Genomic DNA, 4,117 nt, shown 5'->3' on the forward strand with positions numbered 1-4,117 from the left:
CCTGGAATGGGAATGGGCGGAATGCCTGGAATGGGTATGAGTGGTTTCCCAGGAATGCGTATACCAGGTATGATATAGCTTCAAATCAAAAACGAACAATTTGAACCCCTTTGGCGTACAAGGGGTTTTTAGTTTCTGTAATTCCTAAAATACCAGCTATGAAAAAAGAGGTTGGGTTTCTAAAAATACATAGTAAAATATGGGTGTTTAATGTCCTGTTCCATAATGATGATGTATATAGCCTTTTATCAGTTCAGTAAGAAAAAATAAGATTTGTAAATAGCAATTGACAAAATCATTTAATTTGGCTAATGTATTTTTTAATTATTATATTTCGAATATACGGCTATGAAGAGAAGAGTAGTTTTGATTAATTATTTCCAGAGAGCTCCTATAGGTGGGAAGGAGTAATAATGATCTTAATGAAAAAAGACTTGGAGCTTCGCACGGATCTAAGATCGTATTCTTAGTGATAATGCGACGGGATCTCCCGTTAAAGAGATAGGGTATAATCAATTATTTTAATTGCCGTACCCGAAGAGGTTGATATGGTAACATATCAATAAACTGAGGTGGTACCACGAAGCTAATAACTCTCGTCCTCAAGATGAATAATCTTGGGGGTGGGAGTTTTTTTGTTGTTTAAACGTATAAATTTGTATTTACAATACCTAATATACTAACGAAAAGATTGGAGTGGAAAAGAATGAGCAATGAACAAACAACTCGAAGAATAGAAAAATTAGAGACTTTAAGTTCTCAGGGAATTCCTGTATATCCTGAAAGATATTCTACAAATTATGAATTATATGAAGCATCCCTGCTTGAAGACGGAACTTCTGGTGTCCGGGTTGCTGGAAGAATAATGGGTATTAGAAACTTCAGCAAATTAAGTTTTATTACAATATCAAACATACAAGGAAGTTTACAACTTCTTTTGAAAAAGGAAGAGGTTGGCGAGGTATCATTTAATCAATTTCATAATTTTTTGGACATTGGTGATTTTATCGGTGTTGAAGGACATATGTATACAACCAAAACGAACGAGAAAACACTACGTATCGAGAGCTATGTATTTCTCGGAAAGGCATTACGGACTCTTCCGGAGAAATGGCACGGGTTAAGTAATATTGAACTTCGATATAGACAGCGATACTTAGATTTAATGATGACAAAAGATACTCAAAGTCGTTTATTAGCTAGAACACAAATGATTCGTGCCATTCGGAGGTTCTTTGAGGACCATAATTTCTTAGAAGTGGAAACGCCTATTTTGCAGCACACCTCATCAGGTGCAATAGCTAAACCTTTTAGGACTTTTCATAACTCTCTAGATACTGAATTAAACTTACGAATAGCCCCAGAAACTTATTTAAAGAGATTAATTGTAGGCGGTTTTACCAAAGTATTTGAATTTGCAAGGTGTTTTAGGAATGAAGGAATTAGTCCTCAACATCTTCAAGAATTTACAATGGTTGAAGGATATGCGGCATACTGGAACTATGAGGATACAATGAAATTAATGCGTGATATGATCCTGTTTGTTCTTGATCAAACATTTAATACAACTACCATTACAATACAAGGTCAAACGATTGATTTTTCATTAGAATGGGACATTGTCTCCTTCAGGGATTTAATTTTAAAGGACACAGGGATTGATATTGACCTTTATCTTGATTTTAAAGATTTATACCAAGAAACGAAGAGAAAAAATATTGATTTAGAACATTCGGATATTGAATCTTTAGGGAGAGGTAATTTCATTGATCTTCTTTACAAAAAAATGTGCCGACCTCAACTTGTAAAACCAACTTTTTTAATCCAGCACCCTATCGATTTATCTCCACTAGCTAGGGCTAATGATCATAACCCTACTCTTACAGATCGGTTCCAATTAGTGGTGAATGGTGCAGAAATTATAAATGCCTATTCAGAGTTAGTTGACCCACTTGAACAAAGAAGAAGGCTAGAGGTTCAAGCCCTTCTTAAGAGTAATGGAGATTTAGAAGCAATGGAGATGGATGAAGATTATCTAACAGCTATGGAATATGGGATGCCACCCATTTCAGGTTGGGGATTTGGTATTGAACGCCTGTTAATGGTTCTAACAGATACTGATACGATTAAAGATTGTGTTTTGTTTCCGTTGACTAAAAAGCTATAGAATACCGAAAAATTAGGCTTGATAATTTAGTCATAGGTGGTGAATTCGAATCGATATTCACCTCTTACATTAAAAACATATTGTTTTTAATATAATCTCTTATTACGATTTTTCGGTGATATTGAGATGATTGAACTTACTACAGAGAAATTAAAAGAGTACCTCTTACATGAGGGTGAACACTTTAAGCCATCTAGTTTGGGACACAGGGATCGTTGCATTAAATCACTATTCAAATAGACGCATGATGAAGGCTATATACCCAAAAACCCTGCTGCTAAATTAAAAGAGCCGAAATTAGGCAAAAGAATCCCAAAATTCCTTTCAGAACTAGAGATTAAACATCTTAGGGAAGCTTGTCATACCTCGATGGAGAATGCTTTATTTGAATTTATGTATTCTACTGGCTGCCGTAGTAATCGGGTGCTATTATGAATTAACTAAAGCCTAATTTCTCGGTGTTAAAAGCGAGAAATTAGGCTTTTTTATTTTCTTGGCAGAAAGTGTGAGAAACATCCTTCTTAATAAATAATAACAGGATCGTATTTACTGAGATTATCATACACGGTTTTCATAATACTAGGGGGTGTGTTGACACAGCCGGCTGATCCTGCGCTAAGATAGGCATTACTTGCCCAGTTCTTCCGCCAGCTGGCATCGTGGAATCCTTGTCCATCATTCGTAAAGGGAGCCCAATAAGATACTTCAACGGAATAATTAGGATTACCAACTGCACTGCCCCTAAGGGTATGTGGTGATTGTTTATAAAGAATATACCAAACTCCGGGATGTGTATCTTCCATGGTACTGTGCTTACCTGTAACCACATTGGTTGTGACTACTAATTGTCCATTTTTATAAATCCATATTTGCTGCTGTGCAATGGACACTTCAGCATACGTGTCACCGATGCCATTATTCGTGGTATTTTCGTAACCGATGCCTTCATTGCTCCAGCCATTTCCATAAATATTAGAAGCAGAAAGCGATTTCTCCCCTTTTTCAAAAGCTTCCTGGATTCTCGCTGTTTCTTTCTCAGAATTTAATGCCCAGCCATAGCCTTTTCCTTTAACTTGAATGACCGAACCTGAATGGGTCTTAAATGTGAAATTTTTATTTAATGTTGATTGAGAACTATTAATTTCATCAATCTTATTCTTAATGTCACTCGCGGTAATTGAAACCTTCATATCTTTTGAAACAGAGGCATTTTTAATTAATTCACTGGCTTTTAAATTATCCACTTTGTCCTGTATCTTATAATCAACTGTTTGTTGAAGAAAATCCTGCAGCGTTTTCTCTTCATTTTTGACAATTGAACTGTCTTCTTTGATGGGTTGTAAGTAAACAGGGTTCAGATGGATGTCACTTTTATAATCCTGTTTATCGTAATCCTTCAATAGACTGGTGACATCATACTGTTCACCATTAATACTATTGGAGATGACAATTTTACCCTGTTCCAATTTCGCCTCCGCATCTAGGGGTGCTTTTAAGCTCTTATTCATGGATAGGAGCTTTTCTTCTACTTGCTTTTTCATCGTTTGACTGCGAAACTGATCCGCCTCTTTGGGTATCAATGAATAATTTTTTTCCTTTGAGGAAGGAAAAAATGTCCACTGGCTTTTCAATAATTTCTTAACCTCAGGCAGATCTTTATCCGTAAATACCATCTGCGTATCTTTTTCATCTAAAATTTGTTGGTTTCCGACATAGACTCTGTTTTTTAATTCAGCTGTTTTTAATTTATTTATTACCTGATCAGCAGTCAGTCCACCGACTTTTGTATTATTAATGGTAATTTGCGAATTGAACCTGGTTGCCTGATAATAGCTGATTCCCGCAAATAGGAGTGCAATAATAATGATAATTCCAATTACAATAAAATTACGGTTTGCACGCCGTTTGAATCGGTTACTCCGTTTTGTATTAATTTCTTCAACTGTTTCA

The 4,117-nt window shown here is 35.7% G+C and carries 2 protein-coding genes, 1 pseudogene and 1 other annotated feature; of the genes and pseudogenes, 2 read left to right on the forward strand and 1 reads right to left on the reverse strand.

Going from position 1 to position 4,117, the window contains the following annotated elements; all coding sequences use genetic code 11:
• Nucleotides 1-339: 339 nt before the first annotated feature.
• Nucleotides 340-607 (forward strand) — a binding site (T-box leader).
• A 99-nt stretch (nucleotides 608-706) separates the two neighbouring features.
• Nucleotides 707-2,167 carry a lysine--tRNA ligase gene (gene lysS / locus V7150_RS25420; protein ID WP_335523845.1) on the forward strand — a complete coding sequence of 487 codons (1,461 nt, stop codon included), beginning with the start codon at nucleotides 707-709 and terminating at the stop codon, nucleotides 2,165-2,167.
• A 36-nt stretch (nucleotides 2,168-2,203) separates the two neighbouring features.
• Nucleotides 2,204-2,596: pseudogene (locus V7150_RS25425) on the forward strand (tyrosine-type recombinase/integrase); the annotation flags it as partial.
• Nucleotides 2,597-2,688: 92 nt separating this feature from the next.
• On the opposite strand, the gene V7150_RS25430 reads toward V7150_RS25425, so the two are convergent.
• Nucleotides 2,689-4,117: L,D-transpeptidase family protein (locus V7150_RS25430; RefSeq protein WP_335523847.1), on the reverse strand; the 1,429-nt coding region annotated here is incomplete at its 5' end.

The sequence above is a fragment of the Neobacillus drentensis genome, from assembly GCF_036965245.1.
GTDB classification, from domain to species: Bacteria; Bacillota; Bacilli; order Bacillales; family Cytobacillaceae; genus Neobacillus; species Neobacillus drentensis_G.

Coding starts and splice junctions, on each gene's coding strand:
- lysS (WP_335523845.1), top strand. CDS start 707: ATGAGCAATGAACAAACAACTCGAAGAATAGAAAAATTAGAGACTTTA.